The following is a 22192-nucleotide window of genomic DNA, read 5'->3' on the forward strand; positions in this document are numbered from 1 at the left end:
CCCGGTGCGCGCGGCGCGGCGGTGGGGCCCGCCGTACCCGAACCGCGGCACCGCTGCCGCCGACGGTCCCTACTTGCGAACGGGGGCATCCCCTGCCCGGCGAGTAGGAGACGTACGACCATGACAGTCCCGAACACCGAGAGCGCCGCCGGCCGGCCCGCCCGGCGCGGCCAGGCGCCGGTCGTCGTGGCCGTCTCCCTGGGCGGCGGCACGGGCGCCGCCGCCCGCTACGCGGCCTCCCTGTGGTGGCCGACGCAGACGGGTGGTTTCCCCTGGACGACCTTCTGGGTCAATGTCGCCGGCTGTGCACTGATCGGCGTGCTGATGGTCGTCGTCACCGAGGTGCGGGACGCCCACCGCCTCGTCCGGCCCTTCCTGGGCACCGGCGTCCTCGGCGGCTTCACCACCTTCTCCACCTACGCCGTCGACCTCCGTGACCTGTTCGCCGCCCACCAGGCCCGTACGGGTCTCCTCTACCTCGCCGCCACTCCGCTCGCGGCGCTCGCGGCGGTGTGGCTCGCCACCTGGGCGACCCGTCGCGCGGCGCCGCCCGGGACACGCGGGGACACGGACGCGAAGGGTGAGGGATCGTCGTGAACTGGCTTCTGGTCGTCGCGGGCGGCATGGTCGGTGCCCCGCTCCGCTACCTCACCGACCGAGCGGTGCAGGCGCGGCAGGACTCGGTCTTCCCCTGGGGCACCTTCACGGTGAACGTCGTCGGCTGTCTGGTACTGGGCCTGCTGACCGGCGCGGCACTCGCGGGAGCCGCGGGCTCCGAGCTGCGGCTCCTGCTCGGGACCGGGCTGTGCGGTGCCCTCACGACGTACTCGACCTTCTCCTACGAGACGCTCCGGCTGACCGAGACGGGCACACGCCTCCTGGCCGCCGTGAACGTGGCGGCGAGTGTGGCGGCCGGCCTGGGGGCGGCGTACGCCGGGGTGACACTGGCCGACGCGCTCTGGGCCTGACACGAGGCACCGCCCCGCGTGTAGTAGGACAGGACTTCATGAGCGTCATCAGCATCGGCCAGGCCGTCGTCCTCGGAGCCGTCGAGGGCGTCACCGAGTTCCTCCCGGTCTCCTCCACCGGCCACCTGAAGATCGTCGAGGGGCTGATGGGCATCCCCGTCGACGACGACGCCGTCATCGGGTTCTCGGCGGTCATCCAGGTAGGTGCGATCGCCGCCGTGCTGGTCTACTTCCGCAAGGACATCGTGCGGATCCTCTCCGCCTGGGCGCGCGGCCTGGCCGACCGGGAGGAGCGCTACCACCACGACTACAGGTTCGCCTGGTGGGTCATCTTCGCGACGGTCCCGATCGTGCTCGTCGGTCTGGCCGCCAAACCGCTGATCAAGGGACCGCTCGCCTCGCTGTGGGTGGTCGCCGGCTCGCTGATCGTCGGCAGCGGCGTGATGTGGGTGGCGGACCGCACGGGGCGGCACAAGCGGGGTGAGGACGACACCTCGTTCAAGGACGCGATGCTGGTCGGCGGCTCCCAGATCCTCGCCCTGCTCTTCCCGGGCTTCTCCCGCTCCGGTGCCACCATGTCCACCGCCCTGCTGCTCGACCTCGACCGGGTGGCCGCCACGCGGCTCTCCTTCTTCCTCGGCATCCCGGCCCTGACCGGCGCCGGACTGTACGAGCTGAAGGACGCCCTGGGCACCGGGGCGGGTGCCGCCCCGCTGGCGGTCGGCACCCTCGTCTCCTTCGTGGTCGCCTACGCCTCGATCGCCTGGCTGCTGAAGTTCGTGGCCAAGCACTCCTTCAACGCCTTCGTCATCTACCGGATCGCGGTCGGCGTCCTGCTCTTCGGGCTGCTCGGCGCGGGCGTGCTGCACAGCTGACCGCGCGGCCGGACCCGGCCCGCCCCGCTGGTCAGTGGGCGTGGCGCAGCGGTTCGCCGACGCTCCTCAGATGCCGCAGCGCCTCGCGGTGCGACGCGAGCAGGCCCGTCTGGTGGTAGGGGACGCCCAGTTCGGCGCAGTACCGCTCGGTGATGTCCTGGGCCCTGGAGAGGGCGGGCGTCGGCATGCTGGGGAAGAGGTGGTGCTCGATCTGGTAGTTGAGGCCGCCCATGAAGGCGTCGACGAGCACGCCGCCCCGCACATTGCGGGAGGTGAGGACCTGGCGGCGCAGGAAGTCGAGCCGCGTGCCCTCCTCGATCATCGGCATGCCCTTGTGGTTGGGAGCGAAGACCGAGCCGAGGTAGACCCCGAACAGCCCCTGGTGCACGGCGATGAACGCGAGCGCCTTGCCGGGGGAGAGGACCGTGAACAGACCGCCGAAGTACAGGGCGAAGTGGGCGACGAGGAGCGTGCCCTCCAGAACCGGCCGCTTCATCGACGGGCTGCGCAGGGCCTTGAAACTGTTGAAACTCAGATTGAGACCTTCCAGCGTCAGCAGCGGGAAGAACAGGGCGGCCTGGTGTTTCCCGACGAAGCGGGGAAGCCCCTTGGCCCTGCTCGCCTGGCGCCGTGACCACACCAGGATGTCGGGGGAGACGTCCGGGTCCTTCTCCTCGTGGTTGGGATTCGCGTGGTGGCGCGTGTGCTTGTTCATCCACCAGCCGTAGCTCATGCCCAGCAGCAGGTTCGCCACCAGGAGACCGCCGGTCTCGCTGGGGCGCCGGCGCGAGAAGACCTGCCGGTGGGCGAGGTCGTGGGCGGCCAGCCCGAGCTGGCCGAAGACGACGGCCAGCGCCACCGCGACGAACAGCTGGCTCCAGCTGTTCCCCAGCGTGACGAAGGCGGCGACACCGCCCGCGAGCGCGAGGGCGACGGCACCGAAACGGACCGTGTAATAGAGCGGGCGGCGCCGGAGCAGCCCCGCGTCGGCTATACGCCGTGAGATTTCGGAAAAGTCGCTCCCTTTTTCGCGTCCCTTTTCCAGTTCCCGGGTGGGCAGGCTCTCGATGAGCACCGTTGAGTTGGCCATGTGCCTCAGTATCCGGGCGCTTCCCCGGCCGCAGAATGACGGCTGCCACCCGAAGCAGGGGGTGGCTAGCACCACCCCCGCCCCCGCGGTCCTCCCTTGACAGCCCTCCCGCCCGGCCCGCAGGATCACTCCGTGAACCTGTCAGACAGCCAGACAGCAGCTCCGGTCCTGCGGCGCGTCAGCGCCATGGAAGCGGTGCTCGGCCACCTGCGCGGCGCGATCGAGCGCGGCGAGTACGCGATCGGCGACAAGCTCCCCTCCGAGGCGGAGCTGTGCCGCACCCTGGAGGTCTCGCGGTCGGTACTCCGCGAGGCCCTGCGCGCCCTGCAGACCATGGGGCTGACCGTCTCCAGGACCGGCAAGGGCACTTTCGTGGTCGCCGGTGCCGTCGAGGACCCCACCTTCGGCGACTACACGGCCGACGACCTGCTGGAGGTGCGCCGCCACGTCGAGATCCCGGTGGCCGGCTACGCGGCCCGCCGCCGCACCCCGGACAACCTCGACCGCCTCGCCCATCTCCTGGACCGCATGGACCGGGAGACGGACACCACCGCGTGGGTCGCGATGGACACCCTCTTCCACCTCACCGTGGCCGAGGCCGCGCAGAACCCGGTCTTCCGCCGGGTCATCGAGGAGATCCGCGACGCGCTGGCCCGCCAGTCCGCCTTCCTCAACGAACTGGGCGGCCGGCGCGAACAGTCCAACCGGGAGCACCGGGCCATCGTCGAGGCGCTGCTCGACGGCAGCGACCACGACGCGGAAGAGGCCATGGCCCACCACCTCGACCGCGTCGAGACCACCCTCACCGACATCGTGCGCCCCACCCGCACGGACACCCCCACGGAAGGCGCACCCGAGGCGTGAGCGAGCACCGACAGCAGCAGGCGACCGCGCCGGCCTCCGACCCCCAGGCAGTGATGTACAGCGCTTCCCCCGCGGATCCGCCCCCCATCCGCGAACCCCGCCACGCATCCGTCGCCCACCTGGTACGCGGCGGCGTCGTCGAGGGCGTCCACCACGGCTCCGTCGTCGTCCTCGCCCCGGACGGAGAGGTACGCCTCCAGCTCGGGGACATCGAGGCCGCCTGCTACCCGCGTTCCGCGCTCAAGCCGGTCCAGGCCGTCGCCATGCTCCGCGCCGGTCTGCCGCTGGACGGCGAACTGCTCTCGCTCGCCGCCGCCAGCCACTCCGGCGAGGAACGCCACCTCGCCGGCGCCAGGCGCGTCCTCGAACTCGCCGGACTCACCGAGAGCGACCTGCGCAACGTCCCCGACCTGCCCTTCGACCCGGTCGTCCGGGACTCCTGGGTCGGTCAGGGCCGCCTCCCCTCCCGGCTCGCCCAGAACTGCTCCGGCAAGCACGCCGCCATGCTGTACACCTGCGTGCTCAACGGCTGGTCCCTGGACGACTACCTCGACCCGGGCCACCCGCTCCAGCAGGCGATCGCCGAGATCGTCGAGGACCTCACCGGGCAGCGCGTCGCCCGGGTGACCGTCGACGGCTGCGGCGCGCCCCTGTTCGCGATCTCCCTGCACGGTCTCGCCCGCGCCGCCGCCCGCATCACCACCGCGCTCCCAGGCACCCCGGAGGCCCGCGTGGCGGACGCGATGCGCGAGCACGCCGAGATGGCCTCCGGGTCCGGCCGGGACGTCGCCGCCCTGATGCGGGCCGTGCCCGGGCTGCTCGCCAAGGACGGCTTCGAGGGAGTCCAGGTCGCCGCCCGGCCCGACGGCAGTGCGATCGCCGTGAAGATAGCCGACGGCGCCGACCGTGCCCGCGTCCCGGTCGCGGCGGCGGCCCTCGCGCGGGCCGGTGTCGCGCCGCGGCTGCTCACGGAGTTCGCGGGTGAACCGCTGCTCGGCGGCGGGGAGCCGGTGGGACGCGTACGCCCGGTACCCGCGCTGGACACCGTTGCGACCGCCTCGCGCGTGTAGCGCGCCGCTCGGTCGAGCGGCGCACCGCGCCTGCCGCGGCCGGAGATCCTGGCGGGCAGCGGCACCGCTCCGGCCCGACTGCGCGCCGGGACCGGCCCGGAGGAAGAATGGCGAGCATGAGTACGTGGACGACCTTCCAGCCAATCCTGGAGCGCATCGCCGAGGAGATCGAGCGAACCCCCGGCAGCGGCCGGCCCGCCGACTACATCCCGGCGCTCGCCGCCTGCGACCCGCGCCGCTTCGGCATGGCCGTCGCCGAGCCGGACGGCACGGTGTACGGGGTGGGGGACTGGCGCGAGCCCTTCTCCGTGCAGTCCATCACCAAGGTCTTCACCCTCGCCCTCGACCTGTCCCGCGAGGGCGGCGCGCTCTGGGAACACGTGGGCCGCGAACCGTCCGGCAACCCGTTCAACTCCCTGGTGCAGCTGGAGTACGAGAACGGCATCCCGCGCAACCCGTTCATCAACGCGGGCGCCCTCGTCGTCACCGACCGCCTGCACACCCGCACCGGGGACGCGGCGGGTGAACTGCTCGCCTTCCTGCGCGCGGAGAGCGGCAACCCGGACCTGACCTACGACGAGGAGGTCGCCGCCTCCGAGGCCGCGCACGGCGACAGGAACGCCGCCCTCGGCCACTTCATGGCGTCGTACGGCAACATCGACAACCCCGTGCCCGTCCTGCTGGAGCAGTACTTCCGCCAGTGCTCCGTCGCCGCCTCCTGCGCGGACCTCGCCCTGGCGACCGGGTTCCTGGCCCGGCACGGCGTTCGCGCGGACGGCACCCGGCTGCTGAGCCGCAGTCAGGCCAAGCAGGTCAACGCGGTGATGCTGACCTGCGGGACGTACGACGCGGCCGGCGAGTTCGCCTACCGGGTGGGTCTGCCGGGCAAGAGCGGGGTCGGCGGCGGCATCATCGCGGTGGTGCCGGGCCACTGCACGCTGTGCGTGTGGAGCCCCGGCCTGGACGAGCGGGGCAACTCGGTGGCCGGCGTGGCGGCGCTGGACCGCTTCGCGACACTCACGGGCCTGTCGGTGTTCTGACCGGATGGCCCGGGCGCCGTCAACTCTCCTCGGCCCGCACCAGCCTGAGCCGCAGCGCCAGTGCCATGGCCCCCGCGCCCAGCCCGGCGACGCCCACGATGGCACCGGTCTCCGGCCAGCCCGCGTCGTCCCGCGAGGGCCGCGCCGCAACGACCGCCGCGGGCACGGCCTGCGGGCCCGGCAGCGGCCGGGCGCTCCCGGCTTCCAGCGATCCCACCGGGTCGACGTGCCCGGCCGCCTCGAAGCCCCAGTCGAGCAGCGAGCGGGCCTCCTCGTAGACGGCGTGGCCGCCGCCCTCCTGCGGGTTCATCACCGTCACCACCAGGGCCCGCCCGTCTCGGCGGGCGGCCGCGATCAGTGTGTTGCCGGCGTTGCTGGTGTAGCCGTTCTTGATGCCGATCAGCCCCGGGTACGGCTCCACGCCGTCCGCCCCGGTGAGCAGCCGGTTGGTGTTGATGATCCCGTAGGAGTTCCCGTTCCGGCCGGGGAACATCGCGTCGATCTTGGCGCAGTACCGCGCGAAGTCCGGGTTGCGCAGCCCCGCCCGGCCGAAGACCGCCAGGTCGTACGCCGACGACACCTGGCCCGGCGCGTCGTAGCCGTCGGGTGAGCGCACGTGGGTGTCATGGGCGCCCAGGGCGCGGGCCTCGGCCTGCATACGGGCGGCCGTGGCGCTCCAGCCGCCGGTGAGCGAGGCGAGGACGTGGACGGCGTCGTTGCCGGAGTTGAGGAAGACGCCGTTCCACAGGTCGGAGACGCGGTATGTGTGGCCTTCGACGACACCGACCAGGCTGCTGCCGGGGCCGATGCCGGTCAGCTCGTCGGCGCTCACCTCGTGGCGGATGCCGCCCGGCAGGACCGGCAGCACCGTGAGAGCGAACAGGGTCTTGAGGGTGCTGGCCGGCGGCAGTCTGCGATGCGCGTCGTGTGCCGCCAGCACGTCGCCGGTGCCGGCGTCGGCGACCACCCAGGACAGCGCGGAGACATCGGGGACCCCGGGCGCGCCGGGGCGGGGCCGGACCTGTGTCCCGGAGCGGTGCAGCGGCGACGCCTGAGCCGCCGCCGCGCCCGGTCCGCCGGGCGGACCCGGGTCCGGCAGCACCGCACGGGCGGCCGCGGCGGCGGGCATGAGCGTCAGCAGCCCTGCCACACAGAGCACACAGGTGGATCGAGCCGCCCGGGATGAGAATCCGATAGTCATACCGCAAACGTAGGAACGGGCCCCCGGACCGCCACGCTGCCCGGGCCGGGTCGCGCCCACAAGCACCCGGATGCCGTAGGCAGGTGAGCCGGCCGGGGCCCACCGGCAACGCGCGGCGTCAGTCGGTGGGCAGCGTCGGCTGGACGCGCCGCAGGAAGGTGGCGTTGTCCGGCGTCTGGCGCATCCGCTCCAGCAGGGTCTCCAGACCGGACTGCTCGTCCCGGCCCCCCAGGGCCCGCCGCAGCCCTCGTACGGCGGTCGACTCGGCGGCGGACAGCAGGAGTTCCTCGCGGCGGGTGCCGGAGCCGTTCATCTCCACGGCCGGGAAGACCCGGCGGGAGGCGAGCTCCCGGCTCAGCCGCAGCTCCATGTTGCCGGTGCCCTTGAGCTCCTCGAAGTAGAAGTCGTCGGCACGGGAGCCGGTCTCCACCAGGGCGGTGGCGAGGATGGTGAGCGAACCGCCCTCCTCGGCCGTCCGGGCGGCGCCGAAGAACCGCTTCGGCCCGAGCAGCGCCCCGGCGTCGACACCGCCGCTGAGCGTGCGGCCGCCGGAGGAGGCGGCGTTGTTGTGCGCCCTGCACAGCCGGGTGAGGGAGTCGAGCAGGATGACGACGTCCTCACCGGCCTCGACCAGGCGCTTGGCCCGCTCGATCACGAGCTCGGCGAGTGCGATGTGCTGCTTGGCGCTCCGGTCGAAGGTCGAGGAGTACACCTCGCCCCGTACCGAGCGCCGCATGTCGGTGACCTCCTCGGGCCGCTCGTCGAGCAGCACCACCATCAGGCGTGAGTCGGGGTGGTTGCCGGCGACGGCGGCGGCGATCTGCTGGAGGAGGACGGTCTTGCCGGTCTTCGGCGGGGCCACGATCAGGCCGCGCTGGCCCTTGCCGACCGGGGCGATCAGATCGGCGACCCGCCCGGTCAGGCCGGCCGCCGGGTGTTCGAGGCGCAGCCGCTCGTGCGGGTGCAGTGGCGTCAGGTCGTGGAAGTGCCGTCGGCCGCCCTGCCGGTCGGGCGTGCGGCCGTTGACCCGGACGACGTCGGTCAGGGTCCGCCGGTCGCCGCGCACGCCCTCGACCAGGTCGCCCTTGCGCAGGCCGTGGCGGCGGATCAGCGCGGGGGAGAGGGAGAGGTCGGACGGCTCGGGCTGGAGGCTGCTGCCCCGCAAGTACCCCTTCCCGCCCGCGTCCATGTCGAGGACACCGTTCGCGGTCTCGGCCGGGGACTGCTGTACAGGGGGGCGTTCGAGTGTGGTGGTCATGGCGTTCGGTCCTTTCGAGGACACGGGCATGGGTCATGCGGAAGGGAGGGGGGGAGAAGCCGTGCGAGGGGTCGGACGACACGCCTCCGGACGGCGGGAACAGCACCTCGGGTACGGCGGGGAAAGGCCCTGCTCACGAGGTTGTGCTGAAAAGCGGACGCGCCGGTCGCACAAGGACGGGCGGGTCGGCGAACCGAAGGGAAACTGGCACCGGCGCCCGCATGGGGCGTACACAAGTGCTGAAGGCAGCCTACCACGGCAAGTGGTCGAGCGGCGGTGGGGTGGGACGTTCGCTGCGTCCCACCCCCGTTCGGCGAGGGTGGGACGGGGTTCTGTTCCGTCTTCCGCGTGTGCCGGGCAGGACTCAGGCGCCCGAACGTCCCTGAGCCTCCTGCGCCTCCTGGGCGATCCGGTCGAACTGCGCGCCCATCGCGGCCTGGAGAGCCTGCGCGCCCGACAGCGGGCGCACCATCACCGTGAGTTCGTCGATGCGGCCGGACTCGTCGAGGTGCAGGAGGTCGCAGCCGCCGATCTCGCGGTCGCCGATCCGCGCCGTGAAGACCAGCGCGTGGTCGGGGCCGCCGGCCTCGCCGATGACGCGTTCGTAGCGGAAGTCCTCGAAGACGCGGGTGACGCCGCGCAGGATCGCGGCCGTGATCGCCTTGCCGTGGTAGGGCTTGAACACGACGGGGCTGGTGAAGACGACGTCCTCGGCCAGCAGTGCCTCGACGGCGTCGAGGTCGTGGGCCTCGACCGCCGCGCGGAATGCCTGCATCGTATCTCCTCGATGAGAAGTACTGAACTATTTGAATAGGTGCGGAGTAGACTAGCCTCCGCTTGCTAGCGTGTCGACATGTCTCTCAAGTACGCCGTCCTGGCCGCCCTGCTGGAGGGCGAGGCCTCGGGCTACGAGCTGTCCAAGGTGTTCGACGTCTCGCTCGCCAACTTCTGGCCCGCCACGCCGCAGCAGCTCTACCGGGAGCTGGAGCGCCTAGCGGGCGACGGGCTCATCGAGGCGCGGACGGTGCCGCAGGAACGCAGGCCCACCAAGCGGCTGTTCTCGCTCACGGAGGCCGGCCGGGAGCAGTTGCGCGCCTTCGCCGCCGAGCCGACCCGGCGCCCCACCGCCATCCGGGACGAGTTCCTGATCAAGATGCAGGCCATGGACGGCGTGGACCCGGATCGGGTCCGCGAGCTGGTGGAGGAGCGCAGGTCCTGGGCCCTGGGGAAGCTGGCCCGCTACGAGCGCGTCCGTGAGCGCCTCCTGGACGGGCGCGGGGAGGAGGAGCACCTGCGGGACTCCGGCCGCGTCGGGCCCTACCTCACCCTGCTGGCCGGGATCACCTTCGAACGCGAGAACGCCCGCTGGTGCGAGCGCGTCCTCACGGTGCTGCGGGAGCGGCGCGCCCCCGCCGGACCCGCCGGGCAGCCTCTAGGCTGACCGGATGTTCAGCCCCGAAGGCCCCACCCTGCGCGAACTCGCCGTCCAGGCACTGTCGTCGGTCGAGCGCGGGTACGACCTGCTCGCCCCGAAGTTCGAGCACACCCCGTACCGGACGCCGGACCGGGTGCTCGACGCCGTGGCCTCGGCACTGGCGCCGATGGGGCCGTTCGGCGCCGGACTCGACCTGTGCTGCGGTACCGGCGCGGGAGTGGACGTACTGGCCCGGGTGTGCCGGGAGCGCGTGACGGGGGTCGACTTCAGCGCGGGCATGCTGGAGGTCGCGCGGGGGCGCGTCGTGCCCGAGGGGCCGGCGGTCTCCTGGGTGCGCGCGGACGCCCGTGCCCTGCCGTTCGGTCCCGAGTTCGACCTCGTGGTCAGCTTCGGTGCGTTCGGGCACTTCCTGCCCCGTGAACTGCCGGGCCTGTTCACCCAGGTGCGCTCCGTACTGCGCCCGGGCGGCTGCTTCGCCTTCCCCGTGGTCGCGCCGCCCCGCCCCGGCTCCCGCGGCTACTGGACGCTGCTCGGCTTCGACGCCGTGATGCGGGCGCGCAACGCGCTGTGGCGGCCGCCGTTCGTCATGTACTACCGGACGTTCCGGCTCGGGGACGTGGGCCGGGAACTGGCGCGCGCCGGCTTCCGGACGGACCTGCAGGCCCTGCCGGGGTTCGGGCGCCGGCCCGACGGCAGCCCGCGGGTCCGGATGGTCGTGGCCCGGCGCCTGCCCTGACGGCGGGGTCAGCCGGCCGCCGGCAGGGTGAACTCGTAGACCAGCGCGTCCTGCCGGGCGTCCACGAGGAGGTCCGTGATCTCCAGGGGCCGTGCGTACTGGTCGTGCACCCGCCGCACGACCCGCACCGACGGCGTGTCCGCGAGGTGGCTGATCGTGTCGCGGTGATGCAGGGTCAGGCCCGCCCGGCGCATCCAGTCGTAGGCCCGCCGCAGGTGCGCCGACGCGGTGCCGTCGGCGCGGTCGCGGTACCGGGCCAACTCCTCGACCTCGGCGAGCGCCACGGCGGAGAACGAGGTGACGGCGGTCCGCCGGCCGGTTCCGTCGGCGGTCGCGGACAGGTAGCGGTGCACCAGGGTCGGCCGGCCAGGCGCCAGCCCCAGTGCCGCTGCGTGCTCCGGCGAGGGAACCTCCCAGGCGACGGTCGCCCGGTCGCCGGTGGACGGCTCCGCGGTTCGGGCGCCGACCGGGAAGGTGAGGGACGCCGGGCTCTGCGCGGGTGGTCCGGGCAGGGCGGCGTGGCTGCCCCGCCGGTCGGTCGCGAGCAGGCCGTCCCGGCGCAGCACCTCCAGGGCCTGCCGCACGGTCTCCCGGCTCACCTCGAAGTGCTCGGCCAGCCGGCGTTCGCCCGGCAGCCGTGCGCCCGGTGGGAGGGTCCCGTCGCGAAGCTCGCCGAGCAGCTGTACGGCCACCCGCCGGTAGAGGGGCTGTGCGTCGGTGAACGGGGGGTCGTGCGGGGTGGTGCGGACCATGCCGCGCCCTCCTGTTGGTGACGTGCGGTAGCCGCGCGGGCTCGGTGCGCCACCAGAACTATCATTGGTCTAAACCAACCTGGAAGAGCTGTCCGCCGGTTCGGCCGAAACCTCACCCGCGCGTCGACCGTCCGTCACCCCTTCACAAGGCGCCGTACAGGGCCTCCACCAGTGCCGTCTTCCGCGGGTCGTCGGCGATGCGCGGTCCCATGCGGTTCATGACGTAGCCCAGCGACACCCCGGCGTCCGGGTCCGCCAGACCGCAGGAGCCGCCGAAGCCGTCGTGTCCGAAAGCCCGCGGATTGGGACCGTAGGAGCCATTGGGGCCGCTGAGCCACAGCCCCAGCCCGACTTCGGTCTCGTGCGCGAAGCCGGCGCCGAGGACGAGATCGCGGCAGGGGCCCTGTCCCTCGCGCACCCGCTCGGCGGCTTCCCGGGACAGCACGCGGTGGCCGTCGTACGCGCCCCGGCCCGCGAGGATCCCGTACAGCGCGGCCACCGCCCGCGCGGTGCCGTGTCCGTTCGCCGCCGGTATCTCGGCGGCCCGCCACGCGGCGGTGTTGGCCTCCGTGGCGCCTGTCGGGGGATTGGTGAGCGCCGCCACGGCCGCGGGCGCCAACTGGGCGAAGACCGCGGCCTGCGCGCTGTCGGAGGCCACCCGCGGATGCACCAGCTCGGCCGCCCGCCCCGTCTCCTTCTCCGGCAACCCGATGGTGAAGTCGATGCCGAGCGGCCCGGTCACCTCCCGCTCCAGGAACGCCCCGGGCAGCAGCCCCGACACCCGCCGCACGACCTCACCGACCAGGAAGCCGTAGGTGAGCGCGTGGTATCCGGACCGGGTGCCCGGCTCCCACCAGGGCTCCATGGCCGCCAGCCGACCGGTGGTCAGGTCCCAGTCGTACAATTGCGCCGCCGAGTGCGGCTCGCGCAGCCCCGGCAGACCGGCGCGGTGCGACAGCAGATGCCGCACGAGGACCTTCTCCTTGCCCGCCGCCGCGAACTCGGGCCAGTACACGGCCACCGGCGCGTCGAGGTCCAGCAGTCCGCGGTCGGCGAGGACATGGGCGCACAGGGCGGTCGGGCCCTTGGACGTCGACCACACGTTGACCAGCGTGTCCCCCTCCCACGGCCGGGTTCGGGCCGCGTCGGCCCATCCGCCCCACAGGTCCACCACCGTCGCGCCGTCCACGGTGACGGTCACCGCGGCGCCCAGTTCGCCGCGGCTTCGGAAGTTCTCCTCGAACACCGCGCGTACCGCCGCGAAGCGGGTGTCGCAGTGGCCGTGAACCTGTTCCTCGTCCTCGGACATGGGGCCGCCCTCCGTCGTACGCCGGGAGCCGGACCGCGACGGTGCGGCCCGGCTCCCTGAACGTACCGACTGGTCGGACTGGGCGGAAGTCCGCCGACCCGGCCCCGTGGCGGGAACGCGACGAGGCGGCCGGACAGGCGGAGTCAGAGGTACGAGCGCAGCCAGCGCAGCTTGGCCGCCTCCTGGAAGGGTCCGCCGCCCTCGTGGTCGTTGAAGTCGTACACCTCGATCGCCTTGTCCTCGTGCGCCCAGGCGTTGAACGCCGCGAAGACGGTCGACGGCGGGCAGGTCTGGTCCTCCAGGGCCGCCGAGAACAGCGCGGGCGCCCGGCCGCGCGCCGCGAAGTGCACGCCGTCGAAGTAGGACAGCGTGCGCAGCGCGTCCTCGGTGCGGCCGCGGTGCGTCTTGAGGTACAGGCCGATCTCCCGGTAGGGGTGCCGGTCCGTGAGCTTGGTCGCGCGCGGGAAGTCGCTGAGGAACGGCACGTCCGGCGCCACGGCCGTGAGGTCCGGCACCAGGCCGCCCACGGCGATCGTGATGCCGCCGCCCTGGCTGCCCCCGAGGGCGACCGTGCGTGCGGGATCGGTGAGCGGGTGGGAGCGGGCCGCCTCGACCGCGCGCACGGCGTCGGTGAAGACGCGGCGGTAGTAGTAGTTCTCGGGGGCGTCCAGGCCGCGGGTCATGAAGCCCGGGTACGCGGGTGTGCCGCCGACGGGGTCCGCCGTCCCGCCACCGCCGCCCCAGGCGCTGCCCTGGCCGCGGGTGTCCATCACGAAGTGCGCCCGGCCCGTGGACGCCCACAGCAGGTGCTCGTGCGGCAGCCCGCGCCCGCCACCGTACCCGACGAACTCCACGATCAGCGGCAGTGGTTCCTCCGCCACGGCCGGCAGGATCAGCCAGCCCTTCACCGGGTGACCGCCGAACCCGGCGAACGTGACGTCGTGCACCCGTACCGTGGACAGTCCCGTGTCGACCGGTTCGAAGCGGGCGTCCAGATCGTGCGCGCGGGCTTCGTCGAGCGTCTTGCTCCAGAACGCGTCGAAGTCCTCGGGCTCGGCCGACGCGCTGCGGTAGGCGCGGAGTTCTTCGAGCGGAAGGTCGAACAGGGCCATCGAGAACCGCCTTTGCGGGGAGACAGTGCCGGACCGTACGGGTGATCACACCGTACGTGAGTGGTCGGAGGACTCGCCAGATCGTCCAGGGGCGGCCCACCGACCTGACCTGCGGTTCGACGGATCGAACGCCGGCCAGGACCGTGCCGAGCCCCGGGGCCGGGGCCAGGTGATCGGGTCACCGGCGTCCCGTCAGGCCCGGCGGTGTGTCCACTGGGGCTCGGTGAGGGCCCAGTCGCGGTCCCACTCGGCCATCCGGTGCCGGAGGGCCACCTTGCGTACGGCGCAGTGCGCGAGGAGCACCGTGAGCGCCGTCCCCATGGTGGTGCACACGCCGACCGTGACGCTGTGCTGCCAGACCGCGGAACCGTCCGTCGGCGGCGGCACGCTCTTGCCCCGGGAGTCCAGCCACACGTCGACCACGTCACCGTGCCCGGCGCCGGCCGGGATACGGGCCGTAGTGCTCCGCTCGGTACCGTCCGGCATGCTCCAGCGGACGGTCGCCCGGTACGAGTGCTGCCCGCCGCCCTGCACCGACGGCACCGTGTCGGGAGTCCGGCCGGCCACCTCGGCGCGGACCGGGTGCCGCTCCGCGCGCTGCTCCGCCGCGACCGCCTGGGCCTGACCGTGGCCCCACCAGGCCGCGGCGGCTCCGAGCGACGGTGCCCCCACGATCAGCAGGACCGCGACCACCAGCACGGTCCACGCCTCGACGACGTCCGACCGGCGCCGCAGCGGATTGCGCCGCATGCGCCAGCCGCGTACCCGGGTTCGCATGTCGACCTCCTCGCGATCACAGCGACCGGAGGCCGGGCGGACGGCCGCGAGAGCCGGGGCCGCCGTGTCTCCGCGTCGCGCCACGCGTGCGAGTGCCCGCCCAGGTCTGGTACCCCGTTCGGCACGCCTCGCTCACCATGTCGCCCCCGGAACGCCGGACGACTGCTCCGCACCGCGGACAGGTGCCCGGCGGTGCGTGAGGGAAACCGGCGCGGCCGGTGCGGCCCCAGGGGTTCGGAGGCCGAGGGGCGTCCGGCAACGGGGCGGGGCGCGGGGCGCCGTCCACCACGGCCCGGCCGTGGGTCAGCCGAAGCGTTCGATCCTGATCCGGTCCACCGGCTGACCGGCCGCCACCAGCAGCCGCGAGGCGTGCTCCGCGAAGGAGTTGGAGCCGCACACGTAGGCCTCCCAGCCGCCGGCGGGCGCTTCGGCCAGGAGCGGTGCCAGGTGCGCGGTCGTCATCCGGCCCACGGGCGTCCCGGCCGGCGCGCCGCGGGTGAACACGGGGGTCGTCTCCGTGCCGAGCTCGCGGGCGTAGATGAGTTCCCCGGGAGTGCGCGCGGACACCAGCAGTCGCAGCGGCACCGTCAGCCCCAGCGCCCGGTGGTGCCGCACCATCGACATCAGCGGTACCACGCCGGAGCCCGCGCCCAGCAGCAGGGCGGGCCGGTCGCCCGGCCAGGCGAAGAAGCCGCTCAGCGGGCCGCGCACCTCGATCCGGTCACCGGGCCGGGCGACCGTGTGGAACCAGCCGGACACCTCGCCGTCCTCGACGTGGTCGAGGGTCAGCTCGATGTGCCCGGAGTCGTCCGGCGCGGACGCCAGCGAGTAGTGGCGCTGGGCCACGTACCCGTCCTCGGCGGTCAGCCGCAGCATCAGGTGCTGGCCGGGCAGATGGCCCGCCCAGCCGGGTACGGCGAACCGGAAGGTGGACGCGCGGTGCGTCTCGCGGCGGATCTCCGTGAGGGTGGCGGTCTGCCACGTCCCGGCCGCCGCGCCGTCCACCTCGATGCGCCCGGGCACGGCGAACCGCGTCGGGGGAGTGAAGGACCCTGTCGTGTGCGCCGCTGTCTCAGTCACCGGAGTACCGCTGCTCCTCCCAGGGGTTGCCGCGGGCGTGGTAGCCGTTCTGCTCCCAGAAGCCCGGTTCGTCGTGGTCCAGGAGTTCCAGGCCCGCGATCCACTTGACGCTCTTCCAGAAGTACAGGTGCGGCACCACCAGCCGTGCCGGGCCGCCGTGCTCGGGGGCGAGGGGCTGCCCGTCGTACTCCCGCACGATCCAGGCGCGCCCGCCGGTCAGGTCCGCGAGCGGCAGGTTCGCGGTGTACCCGGTGTGCGAGTAGGCGACGGCGTGCGTGGCGGACGGCAGCGGGCGCGCCGCCTCGAGGAAGGTGTCCAGGGACACGCCCCCGAAGCGCACCCCGAACTTCGACCAGCCGGTCACGCAGTGGATGTCGCCCGAGTACGCCGACGCCGGCAGCCGGTGCGCCCCGGCCCAGTCCCAGGTGCGGGGCTCGGCCACCAGGCCGCTCACGCGGAAGGTCCAGTCGGCGGGCGACACGTCGGGCGTGACCTCGGCGGACAGCACGGGCCAGTCGTCACCGGCGTCGTACTGGCCGGGCGGCAGTCCCGGCCGGGCGGCGCGCGGGCGCCCGGTGAAGCCTCGGGTGGTGTTCATGCGGTGGGGCCTTTCGGGCCGCCGCGAGGGATGCCCGCGGCCGGCGTGATCAGTGCGTACGCGGTCAACCGTACGTGTTCGTGGGCGGACCTCAGTGCTGGTCCTCGCCGGGTGCGGCCTCCTGCCACGCGTTGTACCGCTCCAGATACGCGGCGAAGCGGACCAGGTCCTCCTCGGGCCAGCCGGCGAGCCGCTCCCGGAACGCCGTCCGGCGGCTCTCGGTGACCTGGGCCAGGATGTGCCGTCCGGCCTCCGTCAGGTGCAGGACCTGGACGCGGTGGTCGTCCGGGTCGACGCGCCGCTCGACGAGTTCGGCGCGCTCAAGGGCGGACACCTGGCGGCTGACGGTGGACTTGTCCAGGGCGTAGTGGGCGGCCAGGTCGGTGGCCCGGCAGCCGTCCCGCTCCTCCAGGTGACCGAGCAGCGTGTACGACACCAGCGACAGTTCTGGGTGCATGCGGCCCGCCGAGGCGCGGGCGCGGCGGGCGAAGGCCGTCATCTCCCGCTGAATGGTCTCCACGGCCTCCGCCGGGCGGCCACCGGGGGTGACAGTCGTCTCATCGGGCATCTCGGCCGTCGTCACGGGTCCTCCTCCACATTGCTAGTTGTACAGTACAACTTGAAGAAAGAGTTGTATAAGCCAACTATCCGCCATCGCCGAACCAGTCATTGGAGGATGTGAGCGATGAGGTCGCACGCCCTGCGCCACGTGCTCACGCACCTGATCACCCCGCTGCTGATGTGTGTCGGGATGGGACTCGCGTACATGGGGGCCTTCGTCGCCCCCGAGCCGAACCACCTGCCGGTCGCCGTCGTCGGCTCCGGCCCCGAGGCGAAGGTGCTCGCCCAGTCGGTCAAGGACAGGGCGGGCGACGACCTCGACGTACGGACCGTCGCCACCCGCGCCGACGCCGTCGACCTGCTGAAGGCCCGCGACATCACCGGCGCCTACGTGCCCGGCGGCAAGGCGCCCGAGGTCGTGGTGGCCACCGCCGCGTCCGACATGGGTGCCATGGCGGCGGAGAAGGTCTTCACCCCGCTCGCCGAGCGGCAGGGTGTCCCGCTGAAGGTGACCGACGTGGCCGCCCCGGTCGACGACGACCCCACGGGCCAGGGCCTGTTCTTCCTGCTGATCGCGGTCAGCATCGGCTCCTACGCCTCCGTGGCCGCCCTCGGCGCCGCCGGAGCCGCCCTGTCCATGCGCGTCCGGGCCCTGCTCACCCTCGGCGTCTCCGTCGTCGTCGGCGGGATCGGCGCCCTGCTCGCCGGGCCGGTCTTCCATCTCGCCCACCACGATCTCGCCGGCGTGTGGGGACTGGCCTGGCTGTACGCCGCGGGCATCCTGTTCCTCGGCGTGGGCCTGCACACCTTCCTCAAGCGGTGGACCACGCTCGCCATGATGGTGCTGTTCGTGATGCTGAACTTCACCACCTCGGGCGGCCTGTTCCGCCCCGAACTGCAGAACGGCTTCTTCGGCACCCTGCACGCCTTCTGGAACGGCGCCGGGTTCGTCGAGGGCGCCCGCGGCCTGCTGTACTTCGACGGCGACGGACTGGGCCGCGGCGTCTGGACGCTGGTCGCCTGGCTGCTGCTCGGCCTCCTGGTGACGGCGGTCGCCGCCCTGTGCGAGCGGGGCGGTAAGACGCCCGTGCCGGCCACCCCTGCCAGGCACGCGAGGCCGAACGAGCGGAAGGCGGTGCCCGCGGCGCGGGAGGCGGACCAAGAGGCCGAGGAGACCGTCGGCGTCTGATCGTTGGGGTAGTGTGACCGGCGGCCGAGGACAGTCCCGGCCGCCGGACGCCTGGGAGGTGAGACCCATTACCGCTGTGTCGGCCCGGGTGCTCTCACCTCACGGCAGTGCGGTCCCCGCCAACGGGTGACCGTGAGAGCGCCCTTCGGTTCTCGAAAGGCTCTCGGCTCCATGCCTCAGCTGTTCTCCACCCCTTCCCGCCCCTCCCCTTTCTCCCCCTCCTTCCCGTCGCCCGACTCCGTCGTGGCCGCGCTGCGCGCCGCGGGCTGCGTCTTCGCCGAGGACGAGGCGGAACTGATCCTGGGCGCCGCCCGCACCGCCGGGGAACTCACCGACCTGGTGGACCGCCGCGTCACCGGACTGCCCCTCGAACTCGTCCTCGGCTGGGCCGAGTTCCGCGGCCTGCGCGTCGCCGTCGCCCCCGGTGTCTTCGTGCCCCGCCGCCGTACCGAGTTCCTGGTGGCCGAGGCCCTCGCGCACGCGCCGGACGCGGCCGTCGTCGTGGACCTGTGCTGCGGCTCCGGTGCCGTCGGTGCCGCCCTGGCCGCCGCGCTGGACGGGCCCGAGGTGCACGCCGCCGACGTCGACCCGGCCGCCGTGCGCTGCGCCCGCGGCAACCTCGCCGACGCCGGGGGGCGGGTGTACGCCGGTGACCTGTTCGACGCGCTGCCCGCGACGTTGCGCGGCCGGGTGGACATACTCGCGGCCAACGTGCCCTACGTGCCCACCGGCGAGGTCGCCCTGCTGCCCGCCGAGGCACGGGAGCACGAGCCGCTGGTCGCCCTCGACGGCGGCACCGACGGTCTCGAGGTGCTGCGCAGGGTCGCGGCCGAGGCGCCCCGCTGGCTCGCGCCCGGCGGCTGCCTGCTGGCCGAGACGAGCGAACGCCAGGCGCCGGCGGCCGTCGACGCCTTCGCCCGCGCCGGCCTGACGACCCGCCTCGCGGTCTGCGACGAGTTGTACGCCCATGTGGTGATCGGCGTCAGGGAGTAGCGGCGCGGTCCCCGCTACGGTCCGTCCGGCGTCGTGGCCCGGGCGATCAGCAGGGCCACGTCGTCGGAGTTGTCCGGTTCGTGCAGCGTGCGCAGGAGCAGGTCGCAGACCTCCTCCAGCGGGCGGTCCGGGCCCTCCAGCAGGGTGAGGAGCGCGTCCAGCCGCTCGTCCAGCGGATGCCGGCGCGTCTCGACGAGACCGTCGGTGTAGAACACCAGCCGGTCGCCCGGCTCCAGATCGACGGCGGTGGTCGAGAAGGCGACGCCGCCCACCCCCAGCGGCACCCCGGTGGGCAGGTCCAGCAGTTCCGGTGGCCGGCCGGCGCGCAGCCGTACCGGCGGCAGGTGCCCGGCGTTGGCGATCAGGCACTGCCGCCGGTGCGGGTCGTGGACCGCGTAGAGGCAGGTGGCGATGGCCTGGTCCAGGCCGGCCGTGGTCCGGTCGAGGTGTCCGAGCAGGAACGCCGGGTCGAGGTCGAGGGCGGCCAGGGTGTTCGTCGCGGTGCGCAGCCTTCCCATGGAGGCCGCCGCCGCGATGCCGCTGCCCATCACGTCACCCACCACGAGCGCGGTCTTGCAGTCCTCCAGCTCGATCACGTCGAACCAGTCGCCGCCGACCTCGCTGGTCGCCTCGGCGGGCTGGTAGCGGGAGGCGACCTCCAGTCCGCCCGTCACCGGAGGATGGCTCGGCAACAGGCTGCGCTGGAGGGTGAGGGCGGTGTCGCGGGCGTTCTGGTACCAGCGGGCGTTGTCGATCTGCACCGCCGCGCGGACGGCCAGCTCCCGGGCCAGCAGCAGGTCGTCCTCGCCGAACGGCAGCGGATTGCCGGTCCGTTTGAGGTCCAGGGCGCCCAGCACCTCGCCCCGCGCGATCAGCGGAACGGCCAGGTAGGAGTGCACACCCGCCCGGCGCAGCAGCTCGGCCGCCTCCGGTGAACGGGCGATGCGCGGCAGGTCCTCCTCCGTCACCCGCTCCACCAGCACCGGCCGGGCCGTGCGTACGCACTCGGTTACCAGGCGGTCCGGCCCGTACCGGGCGACCTGGCCGGGAGGATCGGCCGCCCGCAGCGCGTCCGGGGCGTCGTTCGCCTGCACGGCCAGGGCCCGGATCACCGCGGGCTCGGCCGGGCCCAGAGTGCTGCGCCGGCCCTTCACCACGGCCTCCAGCAGGTCCACGGCCGCGATGTCGGCGAGGTCCGGCACGGCCACGTCGGCCAGCTCGTGCGCCGTGCGGTCCAGCTCCAGGGTGGTGCCGATCCGCGCGGAGGCGTCCGCGACGGCGGCCAGCCGGCGCCGCGCGGCCTCCGCCTCGACGCCCGCCCGGTGCTGCTCGGTGACGTCCACGACCGACACGGCGACGCCCAGTACGGCACCGACGGCGTCCTCCAGCCGGTACAGCGACAGCGACCAGGTGTGCTCCTCGTCCGGGTCGGCGGGGGTCCGCCCGGTCGCGGGCTGGCCGACGATCGGCCGTCCGGTCTCCAGCACCCGGTGCGCCGCCACCTCCAGGGGCGCCGCGTCCACCAGGGGCAGTACCTCGCGGACCGTCCGGCCGAGGTGCTGCTCGGCGGTCATGCCGTTCATGTTCTCCAGGGACGGGTTGACCGAGACGTACCTCAGATCGGTGTCGAGGACGGCCAGCCCGATCGGGGACTGGCTGATCACCCGCGTCGACAGCGCCACGTCGTGCTCCAGCCGGCGCACGGTGGACCGGTCGACGGCGAGTCCCAGCGCGTAGACGTCCCCCCGGTCGTCCAGGAGACGCATGTTGCGGAACTCCACCAACCGGGTGCCGCCGTCCTTGCGGCGGATGGGGAACGCCCCGGCCCAGCTCTGGCCGGTCTTGACGACGTCGGCGAACAGCTTCACGACCAGGTCGAGATGGCGTTCGTGGACCATGACGCGGGCGGCGTACTGCCCCAGCGCCTCCTGGGCGGGGTATCCGAACAACTCCTCGGCCTGCGGGCTCCACAGCACGATCCGGCCCTCGGTGTCCAGTACGACCGAGGCCACGTTCAGCACGTCGAGCAGCCCGCTGGGCCGCACCGGGCCGCGCGGCGACGCGTCGCCCCCGAATCCGGCAGACCCGGCTGCACTCATCCCACGCCCCGCCTTCGCCGTTCCACGTGGCACGCCCTTTTGATGCCGACTCCCTTGTTCTACCGCGTTCCATCGCCCACAGGGCCGTTTCTCCGAGGCTCCGCCGTCTCCTTCCAGCATCACCCGGCACGGCTGTGGCCGCCGCACGGAGCGCGGCCGAGGTTGGTCTGTACATGACCGCGACGTCGGGACAGACTGTGCGCCGAGTGCGTACCGCCCCACCCCCCACAGAGGAGCCCGCCCATGCCCCTACGCGCCCGGCAACGTTGTCATGCGGCCCTGACCGGCCTCGCCGCCCTCGCCCTCGCCGTCGGCCTCGCCGGTCCGTCCGCCGCCGCCCCGTCCGCCGACACCTGGACCGAGGTGGGCTCCGACCGCGCCGACCCGCTGACCGAGAGCCAGGGCCTGGCCTCGGTCGAGGTCCCGGCCGGCAGCCCCAACCGCTACACGGGCATCGGCACCATCCCCCTGAGCCTCAGCGCCCGCGGCTGGAACCACGTCGGCGACCCCGACGCCTCCTACGACGGCCATTACGTCGAGCCGTACCAGCGCGACGACGGGAACACCAAGATGTTCCGCGTGCAGGCGCCGGACGGGCGCTGGTCGGAGTACGTGCACACGCTGAGCCCCGGCGAGGCGCTGAACAACTCCTGGTCCGCGATCTCCCCGGACGGCCAGTGGATGCTGGCGGGCGAGTGGGGCACCATGAACCGGCTGCTGGTCTTCCCGACGCCCGGCGTCAACGCGAGCACCTCGCCCTCCGCGAACCTCCCGCAGGCGGCCACCGTCCGCCTGGACCACGCCGTGCGCGACGTCCAGGGCTGCGACTTCCTCGACGCGACCACGCTGCTGTGCTCCTCCGACGACCCGGCGGGCACCCTCTTCGGCATCACCAAGCCGCTGCTGCGGATCGACCTGTCCGCCGTGCCGAACGGCACCGCCGACGTCACCGGCCACGTCACCGCCCTGCGGCAGCTGCCCCTGCGCAGCGCCTGCTCCGGCGGCTTCGAGACGGAGGGCATCGACTACGACCGCCGTACCGGCACTCTGCGCGTGATCGTCGTGTCGCCGGGCTTCTGCGTGCTGACGGACAGCAAGACCTACCGCTTCACCCGGGGCTGACCCGTCCGCCGCCACCGGCACGGTCACGGCCGGACCGTGCCGGTAGTGCTCGGCCGCAGGTGG

At 73.2% G+C, this 22192-nt stretch carries 23 protein-coding genes; 11 read left to right on the top strand and 12 right to left on the bottom strand.

From position 1 onward, the window contains the following. Positions 1-120: 120 nt before the first annotated feature. From crcB (EBH09_RS33420) to EBH09_RS33430, 3 genes are read left to right on the top strand one after another with little or no spacing between them, the layout of a single operon-like run. The gene (gene crcB, locus EBH09_RS33420; protein WP_121750562.1) at positions 121-597 is read left to right on the top strand and encodes a fluoride efflux transporter CrcB; all 477 of its coding nucleotides are present in this window, start codon (positions 121-123) and stop codon (positions 595-597) included. Further along, complete coding sequence (gene crcB / locus EBH09_RS33425; RefSeq protein WP_121750563.1) at positions 594-968, top strand: fluoride efflux transporter CrcB; 375 nt, start codon at positions 594-596, stop codon at positions 966-968. Before crcB (EBH09_RS33420) ends, crcB (EBH09_RS33425) begins: the two co-directional genes overlap by 4 nt. A gap of 38 nt (positions 969-1006) precedes the next feature. Beyond that, positions 1007-1843 carry an undecaprenyl-diphosphate phosphatase gene (locus EBH09_RS33430; RefSeq protein WP_121750564.1) on the top strand — a complete coding sequence of 279 codons (837 nt, stop codon included), beginning with the start codon at positions 1007-1009 and terminating at the stop codon, positions 1841-1843. A gap of 31 nt (positions 1844-1874) precedes the next feature. Here EBH09_RS33430 and EBH09_RS33435 read toward each other — a convergent pair whose 3' ends face one another. Continuing rightward, positions 1875-2933 carry an acyl-CoA desaturase gene (locus EBH09_RS33435; RefSeq protein ID WP_193776669.1) on the bottom strand — a complete coding sequence of 353 codons (1059 nt, stop codon included), beginning with the start codon at positions 2931-2933 and terminating at the stop codon, positions 1875-1877. Positions 2934-3119: 186 nt separating this feature from the next. Between EBH09_RS33435 and EBH09_RS33440 the strand changes: the two genes are divergently transcribed. From EBH09_RS33440 to EBH09_RS33450, 3 genes are all read left to right on the top strand, one after another. Continuing rightward, positions 3120-3797 carry a FadR/GntR family transcriptional regulator gene (locus EBH09_RS33440; protein WP_121750565.1) on the top strand — a complete coding sequence of 226 codons (678 nt, stop codon included), beginning with the start codon at positions 3120-3122 and terminating at the stop codon, positions 3795-3797. Between the two features lie 53 nt (positions 3798-3850). Beyond that, complete coding sequence (locus EBH09_RS33445; protein ID WP_121751138.1) at positions 3851-4867, top strand: asparaginase; 1017 nt, start codon at positions 3851-3853, stop codon at positions 4865-4867. Positions 4868-4974: 107 nt separating this feature from the next. Then, positions 4975-5907 carry a glutaminase gene (locus EBH09_RS33450; protein ID WP_193776670.1) on the top strand — a complete coding sequence of 311 codons (933 nt, stop codon included), beginning with the start codon at positions 4975-4977 and terminating at the stop codon, positions 5905-5907. A 19-nt stretch (positions 5908-5926) separates the two neighbouring features. On the opposite strand, the gene EBH09_RS33455 is transcribed toward EBH09_RS33450, so the two are convergent. The 3 genes from EBH09_RS33455 to EBH09_RS33465 form a co-directional block, all read right to left on the bottom strand. Further along, positions 5927-7108, bottom strand: coding sequence for a serine hydrolase (locus EBH09_RS33455; protein ID WP_193776671.1), 1182 nt, complete (start codon positions 7106-7108; stop codon positions 5927-5929). 118 nt (positions 7109-7226) lie between these two features. Then, positions 7227-8366: a transcription termination factor Rho gene (rho, locus tag EBH09_RS33460; RefSeq protein ID WP_121750568.1), complete on the bottom strand. Its 1140-nt coding sequence runs from the start codon at positions 8364-8366 to the stop codon at positions 7227-7229. Between the two features lie 364 nt (positions 8367-8730). Further along, complete coding sequence (locus EBH09_RS33465; RefSeq protein ID WP_121750569.1) at positions 8731-9141, bottom strand: nuclear transport factor 2 family protein; 411 nt, start codon at positions 9139-9141, stop codon at positions 8731-8733. Between the two features lie 78 nt (positions 9142-9219). On the opposite strand from EBH09_RS33465, the gene EBH09_RS33470 reads away from it, so the two are divergent. Then, the gene (locus EBH09_RS33470) at positions 9220-9807 is read left to right on the top strand and encodes a PadR family transcriptional regulator (RefSeq protein WP_121750570.1); all 588 of its coding nucleotides are present in this window, start codon (positions 9220-9222) and stop codon (positions 9805-9807) included. A gap of 4 nt (positions 9808-9811) precedes the next feature. Then, positions 9812-10537, top strand: coding sequence for a class I SAM-dependent methyltransferase (locus EBH09_RS33475; protein WP_121750571.1), 726 nt, complete (start codon positions 9812-9814; stop codon positions 10535-10537). 8 nt (positions 10538-10545) lie between these two features. Here EBH09_RS33475 and EBH09_RS33480 read toward each other — a convergent pair whose 3' ends face one another. The 7 genes from EBH09_RS33480 to EBH09_RS33510 form a co-directional block, all read right to left on the bottom strand. Further along, complete coding sequence (locus EBH09_RS33480; RefSeq protein WP_121750572.1) at positions 10546-11289, bottom strand: GntR family transcriptional regulator; 744 nt, start codon at positions 11287-11289, stop codon at positions 10546-10548. 142 nt (positions 11290-11431) lie between these two features. Further along, positions 11432-12598 (bottom strand): serine hydrolase domain-containing protein, encoded by a 1167-nt coding sequence (locus tag EBH09_RS33485; RefSeq protein WP_121750573.1) that lies wholly within the window; start codon positions 12596-12598, stop codon positions 11432-11434. Positions 12599-12741: 143 nt separating this feature from the next. Further along, positions 12742-13710, bottom strand: a complete 969-nt coding sequence (locus EBH09_RS33490) for an acetylxylan esterase (RefSeq protein ID WP_121750574.1) — start codon at positions 13708-13710, stop codon at positions 12742-12744. A gap of 192 nt (positions 13711-13902) precedes the next feature. Then, positions 13903-14487, bottom strand: a complete 585-nt coding sequence (locus EBH09_RS33495) for a hypothetical protein (RefSeq protein ID WP_121750575.1) — start codon at positions 14485-14487, stop codon at positions 13903-13905. A 303-nt stretch (positions 14488-14790) separates the two neighbouring features. Continuing rightward, positions 14791-15510: a ferredoxin reductase gene (locus tag EBH09_RS33500; protein WP_121750576.1), complete on the bottom strand. Its 720-nt coding sequence runs from the start codon at positions 15508-15510 to the stop codon at positions 14791-14793. A 49-nt stretch (positions 15511-15559) separates the two neighbouring features. Further along, positions 15560-16165, bottom strand: coding sequence for a sulfite oxidase-like oxidoreductase (locus EBH09_RS33505; RefSeq protein WP_121750577.1), 606 nt, complete (start codon positions 16163-16165; stop codon positions 15560-15562). A 91-nt stretch (positions 16166-16256) separates the two neighbouring features. Continuing rightward, the gene (locus EBH09_RS33510; RefSeq protein WP_193776754.1) at positions 16257-16733 is read right to left on the bottom strand and encodes a MarR family winged helix-turn-helix transcriptional regulator; all 477 of its coding nucleotides are present in this window, start codon (positions 16731-16733) and stop codon (positions 16257-16259) included. Positions 16734-16850: 117 nt separating this feature from the next. On the opposite strand from EBH09_RS33510, the gene EBH09_RS33515 reads away from it, so the two are divergent. Both EBH09_RS33515 and EBH09_RS33520 read left to right on the top strand, forming a co-directional pair. Then, the gene (locus EBH09_RS33515) at positions 16851-17915 is read left to right on the top strand and encodes a hypothetical protein (protein WP_121750579.1); all 1065 of its coding nucleotides are present in this window, start codon (positions 16851-16853) and stop codon (positions 17913-17915) included. Between the two features lie 171 nt (positions 17916-18086). Further along, entirely contained in the window at positions 18087-18908 is an 822-nt protein-coding gene (locus tag EBH09_RS33520; protein ID WP_121750580.1) for a putative protein N(5)-glutamine methyltransferase, read from the top strand. Between the two features lie 14 nt (positions 18909-18922). On the opposite strand, the gene EBH09_RS33525 is transcribed toward EBH09_RS33520, so the two are convergent. Beyond that, on the bottom strand, positions 18923-21007 hold the full coding sequence (locus EBH09_RS33525; protein ID WP_121750581.1) for a SpoIIE family protein phosphatase: 2085 nt from the start codon (positions 21005-21007) through the stop codon (positions 18923-18925). Between the two features lie 243 nt (positions 21008-21250). On the opposite strand from EBH09_RS33525, the gene EBH09_RS33530 reads away from it, so the two are divergent. Next, a complete protein-coding gene (locus EBH09_RS33530; RefSeq protein WP_121750582.1) occupies positions 21251-22129 on the top strand; it encodes a hypothetical protein in 879 nt (292 codons plus the stop codon). The last annotated feature ends 63 nt before the right edge of the window (positions 22130-22192 follow it).

This window comes from Streptomyces sp. E2N166, assembly GCF_003671715.1.
Taxonomy (GTDB): Bacteria; Actinomycetota; Actinomycetes; order Streptomycetales; family Streptomycetaceae; genus Streptomyces; species Streptomyces thinghirensis.